The organism is Brevibacillus sp. RS1.1 (assembly GCF_013284365.1).
In the GTDB taxonomy this organism is placed as follows: domain Bacteria; phylum Bacillota; class Bacilli; order Brevibacillales; family Brevibacillaceae; genus Brevibacillus; species Brevibacillus brevis_D.
In genome coordinates, this window is record NZ_JABSVA010000009.1 from 18,439 (window position 1) to 37,759 (window position 19,321).

A 19,321-nucleotide genomic window follows, 5' to 3' on the forward strand; every position below is an offset into this window, starting at 1 on the left:
TTTTTATCCTTCTGTTGGAGCGATCATGGTCATCCCTACACGCTGACGTTTTTCGTCAATTTCTACTACCCATACATCTACGATATCGCCAACAGTCACCACTTCAAGCGGATGCTTCACAAAGCCCTTCTTCAAACGGGAAATGTGCACGAGTCCGTCGTTTTTCAGACCGATATCCACAAACGCTCCGAAGTCGACCACGTTGCGCACGGTACCTTGCAGCTTCATGCCCACACTCAGATCAGAGAGCTGGAGGACATCACTTCGCAAGAGTGGTTTTGGCAGCTCGTCTCGCGGATCTCGACCAGGACGCAAGAGACTGCCTACAATGTCTTGCAGCGTAGGCTCGCCAATCCCGAGCTTCGCAGCAGTCTCTTTTACATCTAAAGACTGCACGCGTTCCTTGCAGTTCTCACTGCCGATCTCCTGAGCGCTAATGCCCAACATCGACAGTAGCTGGTGAGTCGCCTCGTACGATTCCGGGTGAATCGGTGTTTTATCTAGTGGATTCGCTCCATCCATCACGCGCAGAAATCCGATACACTGCTCGTACGTTTTGGCACCCAAGCGAGGAACCGCCTTAAGCTGAGAGCGCTCCGTGAACATCCCGATCTCTTCCCGTTTTTTCACGATATTCCCCGCCACTTGACGGCTGATCCCTGATACATACTGCAAGAGAGAAGGAGAAGCCGTATTCACATCTACCCCGACATGGTTTACGGCAGACTCAACCACAAACTGCAGACTGTCTGCCAGTCTCGATTGGGAAACATCGTGCTGGTACTGACCAACTCCGACGGACTTTGGATCGATTTTGACCAACTCAGCGAGCGGGTCTTGCAAACGTCGCGCGATCGATGCCGCACTTCGCTCTGCTACATCCAGGTCCGGGAATTCTTCCTTGGCCAAGGCCGATGCAGAATACACGGATGCTCCTGCCTCGTTCACGATGATGTACATTACCTCTCGTTTCAGCTCTTTCAGTAGCGTGGCAATGAACTGTTCTGTCTCGCGCGAAGCAGTACCGTTCCCAATCGCGACAACCGTAACCCCATAGGTTTCGATCATCTGCTTCACTTTCACTGTGGCTTCTGCCACTTTATTGGCCGGAGGAGTCGGATAAACGACGGCAACCTCGAGCAGTTTCCCGGTTTCGTCTACAACAGCGAGCTTACAGCCTGTCCGAAACGCCGGATCTACCCCAAGGACGACTTTGCCTTTTACAGGCGGTTGGAGCAGTAAATTGCGCAGGTTTTCTGCAAAGATGTGAATAGCACGTTCCTCGGCTGCCTCTGTCAGCTCGGCGCGCACCTCTCGTTCAATAGAAGGGGCGATCAGGCGCTTATACGCGTCCTCGACTGTCACTGTCAGCAAATCGCGGGCAACTGTATCACGTGGAATGGTGCGTTTTTGCATCCAAGCCAAAATCTCGGCGACAGGCGCTTCAATGGAAACCTTCAAAATGCCTTCGTTTTCTCCCCGATTAATAGCCAGTACCCGATGGGGAACGACCTTTTTCAGAGGCTCACTATATGCGTAATACATTTGGTATACATTTTTCTCGTCTGCTTCTTCGGCTTTCTGCTCCGTCAGAAGCAATCCTTTTTGCACGGAGCGTTGACGAACCCACTGGCGAATTTCCGGGTCATCAGACAGAAGTTCCGCCACGATGTCCATTGCTCCTTGCAGAGCTTGCTCAGTCGTCTCGACGCCTTTTTCCGGGTTGATATATGGTTTTGCTTCTTCTTCCGGATTCCCGGTTTTCGGTAAGCTCATGAGGTAGTTGGCAAGTGGCTCTAGTCCCTTCTCCTTAGCCATGGTTGCACGCGTGCGGCGTTTTTGGCGGTAAGGGCGGTACAGGTCATCTACCTCTTGCAGCTTTGTCGCACGTTCGATAGCTGCGCGCAGCTCGTCCGTCAGCTTGCCTTGCTCATCGATGAGCCGAACGACTTCTTCCTTCCGCACTGACAGGTTGCGTAAATAGCGAACGCGTTCCTCAATCGCTCGAATTTGTGTTTCATCTAGCTGCCCCGTCATTTCTTTGCGGTAGCGGGCAATAAAAGGAACCGTGTTTCCTTCATCCAGGAGGGCAACCGTGCGCTCCACCTGGTGAGGTTTGACACCCGTATCTTGGGCGATTGTCTGGATCATCAACGTAAGCTCCATACCTGTCCTCCTGCGCTCATTCTTCGTTGTTTATTGTACCACATTTGCTAACAAGGACTGGAAAAAGGAAAGAAAAAAGAGGAGCCATTTGGCCCCTCTACGTCGCGGTTTCCAGCTGTTCCACTCTCAATGCTTCTCTCAGCTTGCCCAACGCCCTGCGCTGAAGGCGGGATATATGCATCTGCGACATCCCCATGATGTCCCCCGCTTGCTTCTGACTCAAATTTTGATAAAAAGTTAATTGAATGATTTCTTTTTCACGGTGATCCAAAATTTGCAGGGCCCGCTCCAGCATCAGATTTTGCTCGACTGCTCCGTACCCTTCTTCCATCGTCCCTACTAGGTCGAGTAAAGAAATGGTGTTGCCGTCCAGATCCGCTTCCAGCTCACTGTCCATAGAGAGAGAATGATAGCTGCGCCCCATCTCCAATGTCTCTAGAATCGCTTCCTCTGAAACGCCGAGGCTGTTGGCAATGTCCGCAATTTGGGGAGAACGCTGTAGCTTGATCGTGAGCTCGTCGACCACTCGTTTGATCTTGGGACTCAGTTCCTTTACCCTGCGCGGAACATAGACACTCCATGTCTTGTCCCGAATATAGCGCTTAATCTCACCCACGATAGTCGGTATCGCAAAGCTCTCAAAGGTCCGTTCAAAGCTAGGGTCGAACCGACGAAAGGAAGCAAGCAGGCCGATTAATCCGACTTGCACGAGGTCTTCATACATGACTTGTCCGCGAACAAACTTCTTCGCTAACGATTCCACAAGAGGAGTATAGGCCCTCACCAGTTGTTCCTGTATCGTAGGATCTTTTGTTTCACCATACAGGTGGATGAGCTCCTTCAACTCCTCTGGACTATATTTCTGCTTCCGAGATTGTCCAGTCATTGCCAGCCACCCCATCCTGCCGAACATACTTGGTCATGGAGACTACTACTCCTGATTCAGAGCGAGTCTCCACCTCATCCATAAGCGTGTGAATGAGATAGAGCCCAAGCCCACCCTCATCCAAATCCTCAAGGCTTTTCCCTGCATAAATCGGCGTCAGTTGCTCAGCAATGAGCTCATTCGAAAATCCAACGCCCTGATCGCTTACCTCGATCATCAACCGATTCTCATAAACGTGGCATTGGATATGAATGGAGCCAGGATTCTCTGTTTCCTTATATGCATGTCTTACTACATTCGTGCATGCTTCTCCGACGGCAAGCTTGATATCCTCAATCTCTTCATAAGAAAAGCCCATACGGTTGGCTATACCGGATACAGTCAGACGTGCTACTCCCAAATACTCCGCCTTACTTGGCAGAGTCAATTGAATCACGTCTGCCTGAGGTCGATTTGGACCCATTACTCGCTCTCTCCTTTGCGGATGGCAATATGATCGTATAAGCCAGTGATGCGAAATAGCCTTTCCACACGCGGAGACATTTTGTGCACCTCAAATGTTCTATTTCTTTGGAAGCACTCTTTCATAATCCCGATGAAAATTCCGATTCCGGTACTGTCCATGTATTCTACTGCTTCCAAATCAACCGTAATGTGATTGATATCCGGCTTGGTGACGAGTGACATGAGTGTTTCCTTTACTTTCGGTGCTGTAAAAGCATCAATATCTCCACCAAGGACCACTCGGTGCTCAGTTTCAAGGCTCGTTGTCTGAATTAGCAGGTCCATCTGCGTCTCCCCCCGTACGTTGCTTAAGTTCTTCGAAGTACAATCATGGTGTAATCATCCAGCAGGTTAAACTGGGAGAGCAGAAGCAGTCTATTGTACAGGCCGTTTGCCATCTTTTGGGCAGATTCGCCAACCTCTTTTTGCAAATGGTGTACAAGCTCTTCCCTTTGCAAATAATATCGGTTATTTTTGCATTCTGTTACACCATCCGTCAGAAGAATCAGAACATCATTTATTTCTAAACAAATCTCCTGAACCTCGTATTCACTGTTGGGGCATAAACCGAGTGCGTTCCCTCGTCCTTCAAGATCGTAAAACTTTCCTTCGGCCGACCGATACAAAAATCCTGGCTCGTGTCCTGCCATGGCATAACGGAAACAGTGCTTCTTCGCGTCGTAACTGCCAAACATCATCGTCACAAACATGCTCGGATCAATGTTTCTTCCCACGATCCTGTTTAAATGGTGCAGCATTTCATCGGGACCCAGCTCCATTTGTCCAAGGCTGTCTAGCCCATATTTCACCATCGACATACACATCGCAGCAGGCATTCCTTTTCCGGTAATGTCTGCTATGGCGACACCAAAACGCCCTTCACTTTGCTCAATGAAGTCGTAATAGTCGCCCGAGATTTGTTTCGCAGCAATACTCACTACGCCAATCTCCAGTTCTGAATAGACTGGAACCTCACTTGGCAAAAGTGATTGCTGCATCGCTTTCGCCACGGCTATTTCTGATTCCATCTGCTGATGGCGATTGCGCCAGCTATTTACGGATCGGTGCTCGTTCCCATATTCAATCATGACCTCTGTCAAAATGGAGAAGGAGGAGCGCACAAACTCTGGCACTTCCCCGAGCTGCTCAAGCGCTTGCGCGTGCAAATCAGTTATTTCTTCTGGTGAAATATCTTGAGAAAGCATCCATTTGCCCAACTGCTGGGCTCCATAAAGCTGGTCCTCTCCTTGAGCACTCAGGTAATCCCGAAGAATTTTTACATACTCTTCTTGGAAGCTCCGGGTTACCATCTATCTCATTCCTCCTTTGCTTGATCGCTCCACTTCACAACAACAACACGCGTTCCTTCACCCAGGGTACTGTGGATCTCAAATTCATCCATCATGCGTCTGACACCCGGCAATCCGGCTCCGAGGGCACCCGAAGTCGAATAGCCATCATCTAATGCCTGGCGAATATCAGGAATCCCTGGACCGCTGTCATTTGCTGTTATTTGCAAGCCGATCATTCCTTCGCGCTCAATCGGCGAAATGGTGATCGTCCCCGCGCCCGCATACAAATAAATGTTGCGAGCTAATTCAGAGATTGACGTGGCGATGCGGGACTGCGTGATCGTGCCAAAGCCAAACAGCTTCGACATGTTTCGCCCCACTTGCCGCGCCGTCACGATGTCTGATTCTTGTTCTATATTGATTGTCTCAGGAGAATAGTCTGCCACAACCAAAAAAACCCCTTCCGCCTCGCTTGGTAGGTAGAAATGAGTTTTTTCTCTACCTCGAAAAATAAATCATATTGTGTCACATTTTGTCTTATATTCTCTTTTCGAACAGTTCGATGTACACCCACGAAATCCCTGCAAATTTGACAGCAAAAAACCACTTGCTTCACTCAAGTGGCTTTTCCTATCAAATAATCTGATCTTTTTTCACACGTTAAAAATCAATGAGTCCTAAACTGATTTGCAAGGATTCATTAACCCGATCCATCATCTCGTCATCGAGATGCGTAATTTTATCAGTTAGACGTTGTTTGTCAATGGTTCGTATTTGTTCCAACAGAATAACGGAGTCACGATCAAATCCATAAGTTTTTGCGTCAATTTCCACATGCGTAGGCAGCTTCGCCTTTTGAATCTGCGCCGTAATGGCTGCGACGATGACCGTCGGACTAAATCGATTTCCAATGTCGTTTTGAATGACTAAAACAGGCCGTACGCCTCCTTGCTCAGAGCCAACGACCGGGGACAGGTCCGCGAAAAACACATCGCCACGTTTGACAATCACCAGTCACACCCCGCTAACTAAGCGGACAAGAGTATGGTCAGCCTCTTCTTCAGCGCCAAAAGCCTCCGATGCCATATTCAGATTGATCTTCGCCATCTCCATGTACCCTTTTTGCATGGTCTCACGGATTGTACGTTTTTTTCGCTCTTTCAAATACAAATGCATCGCTTGACGAATAAACTCGCTGCGATTGGATTTTTCCTTTTGAATAACGCCATCCACTTCCTGAAGCAAGTGTTGTGGCAAGCTGATCATGATGCGTTTCGTGTTTGACTTCGACAAGACAAATCCACCTCCAACCATGACCGTAACTTCCATCCGCTTTGCTGGTTCTAGAAAGAACAGCCAATATGAACAATACCATTATGTCGAATCCATTGCAAAAATATACCTACTGTGCGCTTTTTCGGTGAGAAAACGTGAGTGTAAACAATCCAAAGGTGCAGGTGAAGACTTCGTTTACCCAAAAAAGCCAGCTTTTTCGCTTAACTAGTATTCGTGTTCCACGGGGAAATTCCTGCTGACTTTCCCTGCTAGATATTTACATTTTCATGGGACGAGTGCTTCATCGTCAATGGGTGAAATACGTCCGTTACCTTCTGGTCGCGCAAATAAAGGCGCGGAATTCGGTAATTCAGCATACAAGGAACCTCGTAATTGATTGTTCCCAGCAAATCGGCAATTTCATCCAAGGAGATTTCCTCATCACCCTGCTTACCATACAAGACGACCTCATCATTGACCGCTGCTTCTGTCGAATTCAGGCTGACCATGATTTGGTCCATGCAAACTCTGCCTGCAATCGGGTAGCGCGTGCCATTGTACAACACCTCACCGCGGTTGGACAAAAGGCGAGAATAGCCATCTGCGTATCCAATCGGCAGCGTTGCAATCCACTCATCCGGCTGTGCTGTATGCGTAGCACCATAGCTGACGGTAAATGGCTCATCTGCCTTCTTCACGTGGGCAATTCTGGTCTTGAGCGCCAGCGCGGGGGCAAGAATAACATCCGCACGTTCTTTCATGTACAAAGAAGGATACAATCCGTATAAACCTATGCCTAAACGAATCGTATCATACCCCCAATCGGGAAATGCGATAGCCGCAGCCGTATTGCAGCAATGAACGGTCGGCAATGTTTTATTTGCTTCACGCAGTGCTTGCAAAAAGGATTGAAACAAGTCGTGTTGTCGTCGCACATGGGTTGTATCTGGTTCATCCGCGCAGGCAAAATGCGTAAAAATGCCTGTCCACTTAAGCTTCGAGCATTCTTCAAGGGCACCTACAACCGCAAGCAAATCTTCCTTTGTCCGAACGCCCAAACGTCCCATCCCCGTATCGGTCTTCACATGAATTCCGACAGGCTTGTGATCGTTTTTCTGAAGAATGTCGTTCGCTTCCGTGATCCATTCGACGCTGTAAGCAGTTAACTCCACTTCCAGCTCGCTTGCAGTGACAATGGACTCGACAGGTGTGTATCCCAACACTAAAATCGGTGCTGTGATCCCTGCCCTCCGCAAAATAAGCGCTTCATCGAGCAATGCGACTGCAAGTGAATCTGCACCGCTCGCCAACGCTTCTTTTCCAACATGGACAGCACCATGACCATACCCGTCTGCTTTCACAACAGCCATAATATCCGTTTTTTCTGGCAAATGGCGTTTGAATGTCTCGAGGTTCGCCCGGATGGCATCCAAATCAACCTCTACCCAAGTGTCACGACAAAACGATTTCATTCCTATCTCCTCTTGTTCCCTTTTTTATAGTAAAACAAGCGTTCATTCAAATGACTGAGAAATTGCCTGGAAACCATCAGGGATTCCTTTTTGCCGCCAACGAGATAAAAATGACGGCCTTCATAAATTTGCTCGACTTCAGATAGCGGGTAGCTCTTTTCCTGTCCTGACAAGGAGATAATCAGGTGGGTCTTGGTCAGCTTGTACACCGGACGTAATACCGATTTGTACATAAACGGAGACAATCCAACAACAGCAATGGCAATGGCGAAAACAAGGACCTTGAATCTCGTGTCATTGGTCGGGAAAAATTGAGCGAGAATCATCATCCCCAGCACAAACATGACAGTCTCGTTAATGCGCATTTTCCAGCTTTTTCGCAGGAGCATGTCTTTGTAGGTCGATGCTTCCTGGTACAAAACTTCGTTAGACGGTTTCTTCATGTAAAGCATGCCACCTCATTCAATAAGTTACTCTGAATGTATCGTGTTTTCCCGCTGTGTGTCAATTCGCGGATTGTCCTTTCACCTCATTCGCACGTTGGTTTTTATGTACAAATCGACGCACATCGACCAATCCCGAGAAAATAGAAAAGCAGATGAGAGTAACTCCCACCTGCCTGACTTTTCTACATGGTTTCCTTCTGGTCTTTTTTCTCTTTTTCATGTCTTGGGAAAACGACTTTTTCAAAGCTGCCATCCACCATCTTTTGCACCATCGCAGTCAATTCCTCGCTGCGCTTGTCAGCTTGCTCCTGTGTGAGCTTGCCTGCCTTAACTGCTTCTTTTAGCTTGGTTTCGTGCTGACCTACCAAGAGCTTGATAACGTCATCCACTTCTACGCCTTGCTCCTTTGCAATAGTCGCCAACGATTTTCCTGCTTTTTGCTCTTCTTTCAGCTTGTCTGCATCCAGCTTGAGGAGGGACAGCAGTTCTTCATTTTTCTCGATACCCATTCCTTTACCTGGTCCACGTCCATGATGCGTATTTTGCACCATTTCTTTTACTCGTTCGCTCGCTTTTTCATTCATCTTGTCGGCTTGCTCCTGAGTGAGCTTGCCTGCCGCTACTGCCTCTTTCAGCTTGGCTTCCTGTTGTTTCACCAACAGTGCTACCAGATCATCCACGGATACGCCTTGGGTCTCTGCGATTGTAGCCAGCGATTTCTCCGCTTTCAGCCCTTCTTGGAGCTTATCGGCGTCCAGCTTCAAGAGGGACAACAGTTCTTCGTTTTTCTCAAAGCCCATTTCTCTACCCTGTCCACGTCCATGATGCGTATTTTGCACCATTTCTTTTACTCGTTCGCTCGCTTTTTCATTCATCTTGTCGGCTTGCTCCTGAGTGAGCTTGCCTGCCGCTACCGCCTCTTTCAGCTTGGCTTCCTGTTGTTTCACCAACAGAGCCACCAGATCATCCACGGATACGCCTTGAGCCTCTGCGATTGTAGCCAGCGATTTGTCGGCTTTCAGTTCTTCTTGGAGTTTATCGGCATCCAGCTTCAAGAGAGACAGCAGTTCTTCGTTTTTCTCGAAGCCACCGATGAAGCCTCCTCTGCCGAAGCCTTTATCCGGTTTCGAGTTTTCTACCTGTTCTTTTACGCGGTCGCTCAGATTTTCAGACAGCTTATCTGCCTGCTCCTGCGTCAGCTTGCCTGCTGCCACTGCTTCCTTCAGTTTGGCCTCTTGCTGGTCAACCAGAAGTGCCACGACATCTGCAGTGTCAACTCCTTGGGCTTGTGCAATCGCTGCGAGTGTTTTCCCTGCCGCAAGCTCTTCTTTCAGCTTGTCAGCATCCAGCTTTAACAGCGAGAGCAGCTCTTTATTTTCTTTGAAGCCCACCCCACCGTGGTGGCCCATCTTGCCAGTTTTGAATTTTACTTCTACGGGTTTATTCAATGAAGTTGGTTTTGCTGAATCGGCTGCCATTGCTCCGCCTATGCTACCCAGACTCAAAACTACTGCCATCGTACCCATCAGCATTCCCATTTTCGTTTTGCTAAACATATACACTCAACCCTTTCGTCTATGCTCGTGTAGTGTGCTTGTTCTTTGTTACAAGACCAAGTGTACATGGGTATTTTTAGATTCCCGTTTGAGAAAAAAGGAAAACTTGAGGGAAAATCGTAGAAAACTATGTCAACATAGTGGAGGAAAAGAAAAAGCACAGTTCTCTTCGACTCTGACACGCCAACTGGGGGATTCACTGGCCGTCTCCACTCCAAAAAGGGGACCGTCGATCCAAAGCCACCCTACGGGCGGAAGTTTTTCAGGGAAGAAGTGTTCGACAAGCGTGGTCCCCTTTTTGGAGTTCCGACTGGGTAGGCGTTGTCAAGGTCTGCGAGCCCTGTGCTTTTTCTTTTTGCCAGCTTTTTTGGTTCATCGCTTCTTTAAAAACTTAGGAAGATTCTCCTTTATGTATCAACAGGGGGGAGTTTCTAAAATAGTAGAACAAAGTTGCTTGGGATTAAGTGCATTTCAGTCTAACCCCTTGCGGGGCGTAGGCCGAAGCGTAGACTGGAAATGCGCTTCTTCCCCTCCGCTACAGCCACTTTCTAATGCGAAAACAAAAGAGGACGGCATTCACCGTCCCCTCTCCCACGCTTTTATTTCGCGCTGAGGCCATATGTCGACTGTGCGACATTCACCATTTCTTCCTCAGGAAGATCCCCCGCGATTGTATATTCGATGCCGTCGAGCTCCCACGTCAGAAGTCGCTGATTTTCACCTGTCTGCGCAAGCACACCAACCGTAAAGCCGAGGTTCACAGGCATACCTTGCTCATACGATACAGATGCTGCTGTCGGGCGACCTTCGATTACCTTGTAGTTGTAAGTCCCTTTGTAGGTTAAGATAACCTTTCTCTCTCCATCACGGGTGACTGGCTCGATATCTCCTTGCTTAACCCCTTCTGGCATATACGTAGGGACGATAACACCGAATTGGCTGTTCGGTTGTTTTACGACCTGTCCATTTGTTTGCGCCATTGTTGGGATCGTTGTCAACGAGCTTGTTGTCATATTGCGCTCTTTGTCAAAGGCGTCTTTGTCAAACATAGGGTTGAACGAAAAATCAGTGAAATCAATACGTACGAGCGGATTCATGCTAGCGTCCATAATTTCGGCGTGCGTTGGTTTGAAATCTTCTGTCAGCCAAATTTTTTGCTTGGTCAAAGAACGATTGCCGCTGTAGTTCGCTTTCACTTCGAATACATACTGTTTTTCTTCCATCTTCATTTGGCGCTCGGTGTCATCGATAATGCTCTTGGCCAGCGTTTCGTATAGATATAACGGTCCGTTGTTCTCAGGCCAGCCACTTTGGAAGCGGAAGCTCTTGTTCAGATGCGGGGTCAGTACAAAGACTCCTTCATTGTTTCGCAAGATGATTTGTGTAATGCCACGCTGCTTCGAGGTGAGAGCTACCCGATAGTTGGTTGGCTTTTCATACCAGACCTGAACATCGTACTCCATGGGGGTAGAGCCTGTCTGCATGGTCAAAACTGCCTGAGACTTGTACCCAGTCATTTTTCCCAACGCACCGTTCAGGTCGCTCACCACATCTTCTGGTGTTTTCTGACCGAAACAACCGCCGAGGAACAGGGTGAAAACCAACAATAACACCAGTGGTAAAGCTACCCGTTTCATTCAATGAACTCCTCCTTGTCAATATTTTCGACAAAGAAGGGCATCCCTGTCTATTTCCTGGGAAATCTGTCAGTCTCTCGCCCATGCAGCGCACATCGTGTCAATGGTTGCAAATGGTTACGAAGTTGACGACATATCGCTTGGATCGGCTACAGACTTAGCCTTCCTGTGTAAGAGCAGGTAGTCCCTCCTGATCTACGCGATATAAATGTATGTCCATCCTCGTCCCAATATGCAGACAAGTTTATCGGTTTTTTCAAACATCTATCGTTCTTCTACAATGACTTGCGCAATCGCATGCGACTGGCTATGCGAAATGCTCACATGAATCTGAACCCGAGTGGGGTCCAGATCAAGTTTGCTGTACACCTCGTTCTTTATGGTCATGACCGGCTTGCCCAAATGATTCGGGAGGATTTCCATATCCAAAAAGCTGAGTACAGCACCAATGCCTGTGCCAAGTGCCTTTGCTCCCGCTTCCTTGGCAGCAAATCTGCCTGCAACCATTTCCGCCTGTCTCGTCTCTGATTTTCCATGCAGGAGCTGTTGTTCATCTGTGGTCAAAAAGTGTTTGATTGCACGCTCTTGTCTTTTTATCAAAGTAGCGATGCGCTCTATTTCCACAATGTCTACGCCTGTTCCAATGATCATGAGCACTTGCCTCCTAGTAGGCTGATTTACGAATCACAGTATCATCCACTTCCACGCTTTTGCAAGTGCGAGGATAGAGACCACATTCCATGCATAGACTTTATGGAAAAAATAAAACCCCCGCAAATTGCGAGGGCTTTTGTCCGCTGGCTCCTACTCAGTAACTTGGCCAGAAGATTGTTGTGCAGCCGATTGTTGGTTCTGACGGCGAACTTCCGCAACATTTGTCTCACTTGCGAACTCAGTCGCAGCGCCTTGGGAAGTAGCGCGTTGTGCGGATTGTTGGTTCTGACGACGAACCTCTGCTGCGTTTGTTTCACTTGCGAATTCAGTCGCAGTGTTTGCTGCTTGGCTAGCTTGGTTCGCTTGGCCCATACCTCTGTTTTGTTTAGGCATCGTTAACATTCACCTCCTCGACGTCACTGAATATAATTTGTACAGCCCCCTACATGCGTATCCATCCTCATTTTTCCAAATCATACTGTTGTTTACTTGCTTTGTCTCGACCGATCATTCATATTGGAAAGGCAAGGCTTCTACTCTGCTTTTGAAAGGAGCAATTCTGTATGGCTCACAAGGTTATTATCTATACCCAAGTCACTTGCGGTCCTTGTCAGGAAGAAAAAATGTGGCTGACTTCAAACGACATTGATTTCGAAGACAGAGACATCCGTCAAAACGAGGCTTTTTTCCAGGAAGCCATTCAATTAGGCGCCAGCATGACACCTGTAACCTACATTGAAAAGGAAAACAGCGAGCAAATTGTCATCCATGGATTTGACAAGGAAGAACTAAAAAAAGCGTTGGATCTCAATTGATCCAACGCTTTTTACGACTGATCAGCCAAATGAAGGTTCACTTGCAGCTGATTTTTGTTTGACGACTGGCGACATGTCCGGCAAGTTAGACAAAATTTGCTTCACTTCAGGACTGCATTCCGTATTAACGGAGTAATAAACCCATGGTCCTTTCCTGCGCTCTTTGACCAAACCATGCGTTTTTAACTTAGCCAGGTGCTGGGAAACAGAAGGCTGGGAAGTTTGCAAAATTTCCACGAGATCACGGACACATAAGGACTGTACTTGCAGGAGAGCCATGATCGTCAAGCGCGTCTTGTCACCAAGTAGCTTATAAGTCTCTGACAAAAACAGAACCTGCATCAAATCCATTTCCATAAGGATACCCACCTTTGCCTTACATATCTGTTTATCAGTATACTATATGGCTTATATGATGGGGAAGATAGAACGCAAAAGTTATGTGAACCCCGCCTATACATCTTGCTTTTTCATCGCCTCAATGATCTTGTCTGCAGTGCGAGCAGCCAGCGCCATGACTGTATTTGTCGGATTGCTACCACTTGAGGTAACAAACGTAGAAGCACCTGCTATGAAAAGATTGGGTATGTCATGTGACTGCCCGTATTCATTCACAACAGAGGTTTCCCTGTCATTCCCCATTCGGCATCCCCCCATGAGATGAGCGGTATCAGACACCACATGCTCCGGATGTCCTCCCATCGCTTCAATAATCCGGTTCATTTGCCCAATGGCATGCTTGTAAAGCTGTTTGTCGTTCTCCTGATAACTGAACGTTACCGTAGGGATCGGCATTCCGTATTCATCCTTTTCTCCTGAGAGCGTCACTCTGTTATCAGGGTGAGGCAGTACTTCCCCTACCAAGGTGATCCGCGCATACATATTGTAATCCAGCATGGTCTCTCGAAGCTGTTTTCCCCATAAATACGAGCCATCTTCCCTCTCGGCAGCAATGGCAGCCGCCATCCCGACCGGACGTGACCCGTGTGCACTCAATGTATATCCGCGGGCAAATCCTCGTTCCCGGTCCGTCTCATAAAAATGCTGCGTCAAGGCAAGCACAGGGGTTCCTTTATACAATCGCACTTCCTCCGGTAGACGTCCGTATACATCATGACTGGAGTGGGGCATAATTGCTTTTCCTACCCATCCACTCGAATTCGCCAGCCCTTGCGGAAACTGAGCATTCGCCGAACTGAGCAGCAATCGGGGAGTCTCCACCACAAACCCGGCCAAAATGACCACACGAGCCATTTGCCTGTACGTCAAACCATTATGGTTAAACAACACACCGCCGACCCGGTCACCAGCCATCAAAATTTCCGTCACCATGCAGTCGGCCAGTACCTCTGCCCCCTCCGCTATCGCTTTGGGAATATGATGAATCAACCCGCTGTACTTGGCATTCGGCATGCACCCTTGATTGCAAAAGCCACGATTGATACAGGGGGGACGCCCATCAAAAGGACCCGATAAAATCGCCAGAGGGGCGACCACACTCTCGATTCCCAGCTTCTCGCACCCTTCCCGGAACAGTTGCGCGTTGGCGCTGATGGGCTCCCGAACCGGGTACGGATATGGCCCTTGAAAGGAACCCCACGGAAAATGATTAGGACCTGAGACCGCAATCTCCCGTTCGATCTTGTCGTAGTACGGGGCAAGGTCCTGATACGTAATCGGCCAGTCCTCCCCTACGCCGTCTACCGTCTTCGTCTTAAAATCACTCTCGTGGAAACGCAGGAACACCCCCGTAAAATGCACGGTGCCTCCCCCAATTCCCCGTCCTGAGTTGTTATGTCCCAAACGCAGCGGGTCTTTGCCTGCTACCAGCCTCGTTTCCTGCCAGGCCAATCTCCGCATCGACAGCTCATCACTTGCGAAATCGTGCTGCGGGTCCCAAAACGGCCCCGCTTCCAGTACGACTACGCGCAACCCGGCTTTTGCCAACTCATAAGCCAGCACGCCTCCTGCCGCTCCGGCACCTACGATACATACATCTGCGTCATTGGCGTATTTTCTTTGATCCACAGGAGTAGGGCGATGAGTAATCGTATGATGGTCATGACTCGTCATTTGTTTTCGCCTCCCATGGGTCTGTCAATCCTTTTTCCACCCGTACATAACCGCGCGGATAAGCGGGTCCGCCATAGCCGATATCCGACCAAACTAACGGATGCGAATAGTACGCACTGACTGTGTCATGCAGCAACCGCTTGAAAAAATCTGCGGGAGCAAAGTCTTTCCACGCCTCCTGGTTTTGGATGCCTCCATTCGCGACGTGCTGAAGAACAGCTTCCTGCTGGTCTAGCTTCAACGCAACAAAATCAGTTCCATAAGCGGCATGACTCTCCGCATCAATCCCTTTCAAGCCCGAGCGATAGAGCTCTTTTTTGGGTGGAATTCCGACCTTTCGCTGTGATTCGCCGATATTACTAGCCGTCGTATTGTCCAGATGCTCCACAACAAAGGTCAGCACCTCCAAACGGTGATCATTGACCAATACGCCTACGACTGTCTGCAAAAGCAAGGATTCAGGCTTCGTAAAAAATTGATTGGCAATCGCGGGCATTCGTCTGGCGCCTACCACTTTCCTGGTGTGAGCATCCCACTCTGTATGCTGGTCCCAAACATCATAGGATGGGTAACGTTTAGGCTTTTCCATGTCCTCTCACCCCTTTGAAAACGATTTTTACCAAAACAGCGCAAGAAGCCCTAATGCTGACATTGCCGTGATCAGTAAAGGAAGAATCACAGGAGGACCGACGAGAAAATTTTGACCCTGTGAATACCCCCCCACACGCTGCCCGACGCCAACCGTATGTAAATAGGCCCCATACAACCCCCCAACCATGCCAACGACCATCATCAAAGCAAACACCCAGCGTAGCCAACCCGCATTCACAAACGATAAAACAATAGCAGTAACCGCAAATACAGGGAGCTCAAGCACGGGAATCCACATTGCCCAATGTCGGAAGTTTTGTCGAGAGTGAAAAAGTGTGACCTGAACCGCAATCAGGGCAAACGCCAATCCAGTAAAAAGTATCAGTACGCGTTCGATCGGCCAGCCATGCCACATGGAAACATCCTCCTTTTTACGTACATTGCGCCTATTTTTTCCGTCCTTGTCAGGTCCTATTCTGCCTATTTCAATACAAGCAGCATGATGAATAGAAAAAAGCCTGCTACTAGCCAGCAGGCTTTTCATTCCCTATGAAAAATAAACCAATGTCAAATACAAACCGAGCAAGGTGAACATCAATGTCGGTACGGTCAAAATAACCCCCGTCCGAAAATACTGTCCCCACGTAATCGTCACGTCTTTGCGTCCCAAGACATGCAACCAGAGCAAGGTCGCAAGCGATCCAATCGGGGTTATTTTCGGCCCTAAATCGCTCCCGATCACATTGGCGTAGATCATCGCTTCCCGCAACACTCCATCTGCTTGTGTCCCTGCAATTGCCAACGCGTTGAAGATGACTGTCGGTAGGTTGTTCATGACAGAGGAAAGAGCAGCAGCCAGAAAGCCTGTTCCCAAGGTCGTTGCCAATAAACCATGCCCCATGAACCAATCCAAGGCGTCCTTGACCAAGTCAGTCAATTTCGCGTTGTGCAGGCCCCACACCACGACATACATGCCAATTGAAAAAACAACGACTACCCACGGTGCTTCTTTCATAATCCGCCGCATGGCGATCGCTTCACTTTTTCTTGCAGCCAGGCAAAAAATGATGGCTGCCCCCGCAATGATGATAGAAACGGGCGTATGGATGGACTCGCTAATAAAAAAGCCAATCAACAACACCGCAAGAATCGGCCACGCCAGGCGAAACATTCTGTGATCGCGAATCGCTTCCTCCGGATTTTTTAGATGGGAAAGGTCAATCTGCGCCGGGATGCTTTTGCGAAAATATAGGTACAAAACCAGCAAACTTCCACCAATCGAAAACAAAGTCGGAATGATCATTTTGGCCGCATACGCAGCAAAGCCGATATCAAAATAGTCAGCAGAAACAATATTCACCAAATTGCTAATCACAAAGGGCAACGAGCTCGTATCTGCAATGAACCCGCTCGCCATGACAAATGCCAAAACTGTTTTCCCATCCAGCTTTAGTGCCCGCACCTGTGCCAACACAATCGGCGTCAGGATTAGGGCTGCCCCATCATTCGTAAACAAAGCGGATACGAGTGAACCGAGCAGGATCACATAAACGAACATCAACCGCCCATTCCCTTTGGCAAAACGGGCCATATGGAGCGCAGCCCATTCAAAAAAACCGACTTCGTCCAATACGAGCGAGATGATGATAATCCCAATTAACGCGAGCGTCGCATTCCAAACAATGGAGGTTACCTCTGCAACATCACCAATCGTGACTACCCCGATCGCCAATGCTAGCAGTGCTCCACCGACAGCCGGATAACCAATCGACAACCCCCGCGGTTGCCAGATAACCAATGTCAACGTAATCAAAAAAAGGAAACATGAAATCCAAACCACTGCAAGTATCTCCTTTCCAAAAACCAAAAAGAGCGGGCCTCAAAAAGTCCGCTCTCCTACCATACTACAAATTGAAATGATCTGAAACGTCAAGTAATGGAACTCGTTAAAGTAAAATGTGGCCACCTTCTACATGAAGTACAGTTCCGGTAACAAAACTATTTTGGAGCAGGTATAGTACGCTTTGTGCGACGTCTTTCGCTTGTCCAACTCTCTTCACAGGGAGTTTGTCTGCCAATGTTGCATAGAAATTTTCGCGCACATCTTCAGGCATTTTACTCCGTGATGGCGTATCAATAATGCCAGGTGAAACGATATTCACTCGGATTGGTGCCAGTTCCAAGGCGAGGGTTTGCCCCAGATTCGAAACCGCCGCATTAACTGCACCAAGGGCAGACGAACCGATCATCGCTTTGTAGGCAACAACCCCGGAGAATAAGGTGATGGAACCGTTTGTGGAAATCTTCGTTGCTCCGTACTTCGCTGCGTAGTATTGGCCCCAAAATTTGTTGTCAAACAGCTTCCGCGCTTGGGCTGTATCCGTTTGAAGGAATGAACCACCTGATGTTTCCGCTGCGCTGACGACCAGATGATCAAATGTGCCTACTTTTTCAAAAAAGGCCTGAACCTGCTGCTCATCGGTGATATCTAACGTATACGCCGAGGCTTTGGAGCCCAGACTCTCTTTTGCCTTTTGCAATTTCTCTTCGGAGCGGCTTGCAATGATCACTTCTGCTCCTAGCGCTACTGCCTGTTTGGCTGTCTCCAAACCAATTCCGGAGCTTCCGCCGATGATGACTATCTTTTGATTGTGCAACATGATAAGATCTCTCCCCTTTATTGTGAGGTTTTTATTAGAAACTCAATACCTGTTTGAGATGCGCCTCGAGTTCGGATACAAATCGGTCGATCTGCGGATTTTTGATGACATCATAGCAAGCAAAGCTCTTTACAGGTTGCATGCCTAAAAATTCCTGTACGCGGTGCAAATGGCTGATTGCATCCTCCAGGCTTTCTCCATTAAAAAATTGGGTCGGATCGTTAAATGCTTTTTCTGGAGCATTCCAAGTCGTTGAAAACATATATTTTTTGCCGGTTAATAAACCGCCTCTTCCGTACTGATTAGCCCCCTTGAAAAACAAGCCGTAGGCATATACTTCATCCATATATGTTTTCATTAACCCAGGGACACTGAACCAGTAAATGGGGGTTTGATAAATGACCATATCTGCCCAGAGAAATTTCTCGTGCTCTTCTTCGATTTGGTATCCGTTTTGAATAATGGTAGTTCGTACATGGTTCTCTTTTTCGAGCAGACGCACCATATGATCCGTCAATGTTTGGTTTAGTTTCCCCTCTGATGAGCCATATTTTTGATGACCATTGATGATAAGGATTTTTTTCATTTTTTCCATCTCCTTTATGTTAGGACGTTCAATTTTCCGCTAAAACGCCAATTTGTTGCATAAAAGTTAAATTGTCTTCCAGGTGCCAGTCTTCAACGAGCTTCCCATCCTTGATGTGCAAAACATCGATTGCCATAAATTGAATGGGCTTCCCGGCCAGAGGTTTTCCCATAAACTCGCCTTTGCTCGTACCCGTAAAGGAAAGACGAGCTGTCACCTTGTCCCCCACTACCAGTAAATCCTCAATCTTGCATTGCAAGTCGGGAACTGCTTTACGGAAGTTGCGGGAAGCGAACAACAAGCCATCGGGGCCTTGAGGCCTTCCTTTCGGCAATGTGTTATCTATGAAACTTGGAGAAACGGTTTGTGCAATGAGATCCTCATTCCCCGTGTTCCAGAATCCGTAGAAACGTTGTGCAGCCTGTACCATCTCGGTAGCTTTCGTTGAATCCAATGAGGAATCAATCGTCATCGAAACGGGTTGAGGAAGATCCTTCAATAGTTGGACGTCTGTCTTGGCGGACAACACAGCCGTTTGTTTATCATAAGCAGACGTTTTCGAATCAGTAGCGCATGCTGTCGTGAACAGCATCGTCCCGAAGATGACAGCAATACCAGCTATCGAACTCATTTTTTTGGTAAGTGGAATCATGTCGTTCTAATCAGCTCCTTATTTAGAGGGGAAGTATCGGTTTACATTGCTATTGT

At 48.1% G+C, this 19,321-nt stretch carries 23 protein-coding genes; 1 reads left to right on the forward strand and 22 read right to left on the reverse strand.

All coding sequences use genetic code 11. The annotated features are described in order from the left end of the window. Positions 1–3: 3 nt before the first annotated feature. The 14 genes from HP570_RS23120 to HP570_RS23185 all read right to left on the reverse strand — a co-directional run bounded on the left by HP570_RS23120 (position 4) and on the right by HP570_RS23185 (position 12,281). Positions 4–2,166, reverse strand: a complete 2,163-nt coding sequence (locus HP570_RS23120; protein WP_173627299.1) for a Tex family protein — start codon at positions 2,164–2,166, stop codon at positions 4–6. A 97-nt stretch (positions 2,167–2,263) separates the two neighbouring features. Next, positions 2,264–3,052, reverse strand: a complete 789-nt coding sequence (sigB, locus tag HP570_RS23125; protein ID WP_012684248.1) for an RNA polymerase sigma factor SigB — start codon at positions 3,050–3,052, stop codon at positions 2,264–2,266. Next, entirely contained in the window at positions 3,021–3,515 is a 495-nt protein-coding gene (gene rsbW / locus HP570_RS23130; protein ID WP_173627300.1) for an anti-sigma B factor RsbW, read from the reverse strand. The genes sigB and rsbW overlap by 32 nt, the downstream gene beginning before the upstream one ends. Then, entirely contained in the window at positions 3,515–3,841 is a 327-nt protein-coding gene (locus HP570_RS23135; protein ID WP_012684246.1) for an anti-sigma factor antagonist, read from the reverse strand. The genes rsbW and HP570_RS23135 overlap by 1 nt, the downstream gene beginning before the upstream one ends. A 23-nt stretch (positions 3,842–3,864) precedes the next feature. Further along, positions 3,865–4,866, reverse strand: coding sequence for a PP2C family protein-serine/threonine phosphatase (locus HP570_RS23140; protein WP_173627301.1), 1,002 nt, complete (start codon positions 4,864–4,866; stop codon positions 3,865–3,867). Positions 4,867–4,871: 5 nt separating this feature from the next. Further along, positions 4,872–5,300 (reverse strand): anti-sigma regulatory factor, encoded by a 429-nt coding sequence (locus tag HP570_RS23145; RefSeq protein ID WP_173627302.1) that lies wholly within the window; start codon positions 5,298–5,300, stop codon positions 4,872–4,874. A gap of 208 nt (positions 5,301–5,508) precedes the next feature. Further along, positions 5,509–5,859: a type II toxin-antitoxin system PemK/MazF family toxin gene (locus HP570_RS23150; RefSeq protein WP_005830205.1), complete on the reverse strand. Its 351-nt coding sequence runs from the start codon at positions 5,857–5,859 to the stop codon at positions 5,509–5,511. 3 nt (positions 5,860–5,862) lie between these two features. Further along, positions 5,863–6,162 (reverse strand): CopG family ribbon-helix-helix protein, encoded by a 300-nt coding sequence (locus tag HP570_RS23155; RefSeq protein ID WP_007721089.1) that lies wholly within the window; start codon positions 6,160–6,162, stop codon positions 5,863–5,865. A 230-nt stretch (positions 6,163–6,392) separates the two neighbouring features. Beyond that, positions 6,393–7,595: an alanine racemase gene (alr, locus tag HP570_RS23160; protein WP_173627303.1), complete on the reverse strand. Its 1,203-nt coding sequence runs from the start codon at positions 7,593–7,595 to the stop codon at positions 6,393–6,395. Positions 7,596–7,597: 2 nt separating this feature from the next. Continuing rightward, positions 7,598–8,038, reverse strand: a complete 441-nt coding sequence (locus tag HP570_RS23165) for a hypothetical protein (RefSeq protein WP_012684242.1) — start codon at positions 8,036–8,038, stop codon at positions 7,598–7,600. Between the two features lie 185 nt (positions 8,039–8,223). Next, positions 8,224–9,597, reverse strand: coding sequence for a coiled-coil domain-containing protein (locus tag HP570_RS23170; RefSeq protein ID WP_173627304.1), 1,374 nt, complete (start codon positions 9,595–9,597; stop codon positions 8,224–8,226). Between the two features lie 599 nt (positions 9,598–10,196). Next, entirely contained in the window at positions 10,197–11,234 is a 1,038-nt protein-coding gene (locus HP570_RS23175) for an outer membrane lipoprotein-sorting protein (protein ID WP_012684239.1), read from the reverse strand. Positions 11,235–11,498: 264 nt separating this feature from the next. After that, on the reverse strand, positions 11,499–11,885 hold the full coding sequence (gene acpS, locus HP570_RS23180) for a holo-ACP synthase (protein ID WP_173627305.1): 387 nt from the start codon (positions 11,883–11,885) through the stop codon (positions 11,499–11,501). 153 nt (positions 11,886–12,038) lie between these two features. Further along, on the reverse strand, positions 12,039–12,281 hold the full coding sequence (locus HP570_RS23185; protein WP_173607085.1) for a gamma-type small acid-soluble spore protein: 243 nt from the start codon (positions 12,279–12,281) through the stop codon (positions 12,039–12,041). A 170-nt stretch (positions 12,282–12,451) separates the two neighbouring features. Here HP570_RS23185 and HP570_RS23190 point away from each other — a divergent pair, with 170 nt between their 5' ends. Further along, positions 12,452–12,703, forward strand: coding sequence for a glutaredoxin family protein (locus HP570_RS23190; protein ID WP_173627306.1), 252 nt, complete (start codon positions 12,452–12,454; stop codon positions 12,701–12,703). A 21-nt stretch (positions 12,704–12,724) separates the two neighbouring features. On the opposite strand, the gene HP570_RS23195 is transcribed toward HP570_RS23190, so the two are convergent. The 8 genes from HP570_RS23195 to HP570_RS23230 form a co-directional block, all read right to left on the reverse strand. Further along, on the reverse strand, positions 12,725–13,060 hold the full coding sequence (locus HP570_RS23195; protein WP_012684235.1) for an ArsR/SmtB family transcription factor: 336 nt from the start codon (positions 13,058–13,060) through the stop codon (positions 12,725–12,727). 96 nt (positions 13,061–13,156) lie between these two features. Further along, positions 13,157–14,776 carry a GMC family oxidoreductase gene (locus HP570_RS23200; RefSeq protein ID WP_173627307.1) on the reverse strand — a complete coding sequence of 540 codons (1,620 nt, stop codon included), beginning with the start codon at positions 14,774–14,776 and terminating at the stop codon, positions 13,157–13,159. Continuing rightward, positions 14,763–15,365, reverse strand: coding sequence for a gluconate 2-dehydrogenase subunit 3 family protein (locus HP570_RS23205; RefSeq protein WP_173627308.1), 603 nt, complete (start codon positions 15,363–15,365; stop codon positions 14,763–14,765). The genes HP570_RS23200 and HP570_RS23205 overlap by 14 nt, the downstream gene beginning before the upstream one ends. Before the next feature lie 27 nt (positions 15,366–15,392). Further along, positions 15,393–15,782, reverse strand: a complete 390-nt coding sequence (locus HP570_RS23210) for a hypothetical protein (protein WP_012684232.1) — start codon at positions 15,780–15,782, stop codon at positions 15,393–15,395. A gap of 132 nt (positions 15,783–15,914) precedes the next feature. Continuing rightward, on the reverse strand, positions 15,915–17,207 hold the full coding sequence (locus HP570_RS23215) for an arsenic transporter (RefSeq protein ID WP_012684231.1): 1,293 nt from the start codon (positions 17,205–17,207) through the stop codon (positions 15,915–15,917). 106 nt (positions 17,208–17,313) lie between these two features. Next, positions 17,314–18,027: an SDR family oxidoreductase gene (locus HP570_RS23220; RefSeq protein ID WP_142498473.1), complete on the reverse strand. Its 714-nt coding sequence runs from the start codon at positions 18,025–18,027 to the stop codon at positions 17,314–17,316. Between the two features lie 34 nt (positions 18,028–18,061). After that, positions 18,062–18,613 (reverse strand): NAD(P)H-dependent oxidoreductase, encoded by a 552-nt coding sequence (locus tag HP570_RS23225; protein WP_012684229.1) that lies wholly within the window; start codon positions 18,611–18,613, stop codon positions 18,062–18,064. 28 nt (positions 18,614–18,641) lie between these two features. Beyond that, the gene (locus HP570_RS23230; RefSeq protein WP_173627309.1) at positions 18,642–19,265 is read right to left on the reverse strand and encodes an ester cyclase; all 624 of its coding nucleotides are present in this window, start codon (positions 19,263–19,265) and stop codon (positions 18,642–18,644) included. Positions 19,266–19,321 lie beyond the last annotated feature (56 nt).

What these genes read in the sequence shown, in the direction of transcription:
- HP570_RS23120 (WP_173627299.1), bottom strand. Translation starts at nt 2,166, where the DNA reads ATGGAGCTTACGTTGATGATCCAGACAATCGCCCAAGATACGGGTGTC.
- sigB (WP_012684248.1), bottom strand. Translation starts at nt 3,052, where the DNA reads ATGACTGGACAATCTCGGAAGCAGAAATATAGTCCAGAGGAGTTGAAG.
- rsbW (WP_173627300.1), bottom strand. Translation starts at nt 3,515, where the DNA reads ATGGGTCCAAATCGACCTCAGGCAGACGTGATTCAATTGACTCTGCCA.
- HP570_RS23135 (WP_012684246.1), bottom strand. Translation starts at nt 3,841, where the DNA reads ATGGACCTGCTAATTCAGACAACGAGCCTTGAAACTGAGCACCGAGTG.
- HP570_RS23140 (WP_173627301.1), bottom strand. Translation starts at nt 4,866, where the DNA reads ATGGTAACCCGGAGCTTCCAAGAAGAGTATGTAAAAATTCTTCGGGAT.
- HP570_RS23155 (WP_007721089.1), bottom strand. Translation starts at nt 6,162, where the DNA reads ATGGTTGGAGGTGGATTTGTCTTGTCGAAGTCAAACACGAAACGCATC.
- alr (WP_173627303.1), bottom strand. Translation starts at nt 7,595, where the DNA reads ATGAAATCGTTTTGTCGTGACACTTGGGTAGAGGTTGATTTGGATGCC.
- HP570_RS23165 (WP_012684242.1), bottom strand. Translation starts at nt 8,038, where the DNA reads ATGAAGAAACCGTCTAACGAAGTTTTGTACCAGGAAGCATCGACCTAC.
- HP570_RS23170 (WP_173627304.1), bottom strand. Translation starts at nt 9,597, where the DNA reads ATGTTTAGCAAAACGAAAATGGGAATGCTGATGGGTACGATGGCAGTA.
- HP570_RS23175 (WP_012684239.1), bottom strand. Translation starts at nt 11,234, where the DNA reads ATGAAACGGGTAGCTTTACCACTGGTGTTATTGTTGGTTTTCACCCTG.
- acpS (WP_173627305.1), bottom strand. Translation starts at nt 11,885, where the DNA reads ATGATCATTGGAACAGGCGTAGACATTGTGGAAATAGAGCGCATCGCT.
- HP570_RS23185 (WP_173607085.1), bottom strand. Translation starts at nt 12,281, where the DNA reads ATGCCTAAACAAAACAGAGGTATGGGCCAAGCGAACCAAGCTAGCCAA.
- HP570_RS23190 (WP_173627306.1), top strand. Translation starts at nt 12,452, where the DNA reads ATGGCTCACAAGGTTATTATCTATACCCAAGTCACTTGCGGTCCTTGT.
- HP570_RS23195 (WP_012684235.1), bottom strand. Translation starts at nt 13,060, where the DNA reads ATGGAAATGGATTTGATGCAGGTTCTGTTTTTGTCAGAGACTTATAAG.
- HP570_RS23200 (WP_173627307.1), bottom strand. Translation starts at nt 14,776, where the DNA reads ATGACGAGTCATGACCATCATACGATTACTCATCGCCCTACTCCTGTG.
- HP570_RS23205 (WP_173627308.1), bottom strand. Translation starts at nt 15,365, where the DNA reads ATGGAAAAGCCTAAACGTTACCCATCCTATGATGTTTGGGACCAGCAT.
- HP570_RS23210 (WP_012684232.1), bottom strand. Translation starts at nt 15,782, where the DNA reads ATGTGGCATGGCTGGCCGATCGAACGCGTACTGATACTTTTTACTGGA.
- HP570_RS23220 (WP_142498473.1), bottom strand. Translation starts at nt 18,027, where the DNA reads ATGTTGCACAATCAAAAGATAGTCATCATCGGCGGAAGCTCCGGAATT.
- HP570_RS23225 (WP_012684229.1), bottom strand. Translation starts at nt 18,613, where the DNA reads ATGAAAAAAATCCTTATCATCAATGGTCATCAAAAATATGGCTCATCA.
- HP570_RS23230 (WP_173627309.1), bottom strand. Translation starts at nt 19,265, where the DNA reads ATGATTCCACTTACCAAAAAAATGAGTTCGATAGCTGGTATTGCTGTC.